This is a genomic window from Oleiphilus sp. HI0067, from assembly GCF_001635735.1.
The window spans coordinates 1-1,608 of sequence record NZ_LWFI01000402.1 but is presented as its reverse complement, the minus strand read 5'-3'; the positions used below and the strand labels follow the sequence as shown (position 1 = coordinate 1,608).

Here is a 1,608-nt window from a genome sequence, read left to right as displayed (position 1 = left end):
GTCGCCTAGAATCTATCTCTCAAACTGTATTAGAGATGATTTAACGCGGAGAATAAAAAACGAGTGCGTTACTCATCGACAGAACGACGTAGGTGACAGGAATAATGAGCAACGTTACGTAATACTGCTTGTTGATTTTCGGGTCGAGGTGTTTGTCTTCACGTGGCAGTACCAAGTGACTTAAGCATAAGATGATGCCAGCTAGCAGCAACCCTGCGATCACGTCACTCGCCCAGTGAACTCCAAGAATGATGCGTGAACAGGCAATGAGGATGATGATGATTAGTCCGCAGACCTTCCATACGTTAGATTTCTGACTAGGCATTGCCGTTAATACTAAGCATCCGATGAAGACAGCTGCTCCACTGGTATGCCCACTCGGAAATGCACCACTTGAAAGTGCACCGAGCAAATGGTCTGGGCGGATTGTGTTAAATAAGTATTTAAACCCATGGGTGAATCCGGCGACAGTGATACCCGTCAGAGCGAAGTAGATAGCATGCTTGTATTGTTTATGGGTCGCGAGAGATGCAACGCATATCAGGAATAACAAGATAAGCAGAGCTTGATCGCCGAGCAGCGTGATGAAAACAAAGAAGCTGTAAAACAAGGTATCCCTGACAGTTAATGCCTTGGCGAGAACCCATACATCAAAGCCATCTAGCATGCCGCTAATGTTTAAATAAGCAATGCTTGAAAATGCTATGGCACTTAAAGTGAATATTGAGCCAAAGTACACGAACGGTTTTGCTCGCTGTTTGCTCAGTGATAACCATAACAGGCTGATCGCAATTATTAGGCATAAAACAAGCACAAGGGCATAGGTAATATCACGATTTTGAGTAGCGAGTTGCGTTATTTCTGCTCCCAAATAACCGGGTAATATATAGGCTGGAGCCCATGCGATAGCTGAAAGCAGATTGATAAGAATAAATTTGGTGGGTGACATTTGGAGTACACCCGCAGTGAGTGGGAGTACTGGACGCAGAGGTCCGACAAACCGACCAATGACTACGCTGTAGGTGCCATATTTCTCAAAAAATCTTTCACCCTCTTGTAAGGCGTTTGGATACTTTGAAAAAGGCCATGTGAGAGGTAATCGGTCGTGGAAGGCACGGCCAATACAAAAGCTAATAACGTCACCAAGCACAGCGCCGATAAATGCGGCAGCTAATACCTCTATGAGCGGGATGCCTGCGAGTCCTGCAACGGCAGCAGTTGAAAACAGCAATGCAACGCCTGGGACAACAATGCCTGCGATGGCAAATGATTCGACAAACGCGATGATCGCAATTGCAGGTAATATTAAGCTCGCGTTTGCGGTGAGCCAGTGACTTAACTCTATTAAACTTGGCATCTTAGGTGGTTAGTCGTTCAATATAACGCGATTATTACCTTTGCTGTGTGCTTCAGCCAGCGCTGCATGCGCGCCTTGAAGCAACTCTTGAGCGCTTTTTGAGTTTTTAACAGGTGTGAATGTATTGGCGCCAATGCTGACTGTAATGCTGTCTACTTCGGGCCACGTGCTTTCTTCAATCGTTCTTCTGATTCGTTCTGCAATGACAAGTACGCCCTCTTCTGGTGTGCAGGGTAGTAGCAAGTAAAAAC

2 protein-coding genes are annotated in these 1,608 nt (G+C 45.8%); both read right to left on the bottom strand.

What is annotated here, in order from left to right:
- Positions 1 to 40: 40 nt before the first annotated feature.
- Positions 41 to 1,357, bottom strand: coding sequence for a bifunctional DedA family/phosphatase PAP2 family protein (locus A3739_RS04755; protein ID WP_068477379.1), 1,317 nt, complete (start codon positions 1,355 to 1,357; stop codon positions 41 to 43).
- A 9-nt stretch (positions 1,358 to 1,366) separates the two neighbouring features.
- On the bottom strand, positions 1,367 to 1,608 hold a 242-nt coding region (locus A3739_RS04750; RefSeq protein WP_156502360.1), incomplete at its 5' end, for a diguanylate cyclase domain-containing protein.

Excerpts from the sequence above, each read along its gene's own strand:
- A3739_RS04755 (WP_068477379.1), bottom strand. The coding sequence starts at position 1,357 with ATGCCAAGTTTAATAGAGTTAAGTCACTGGCTCACCGCAAACGCGAGC.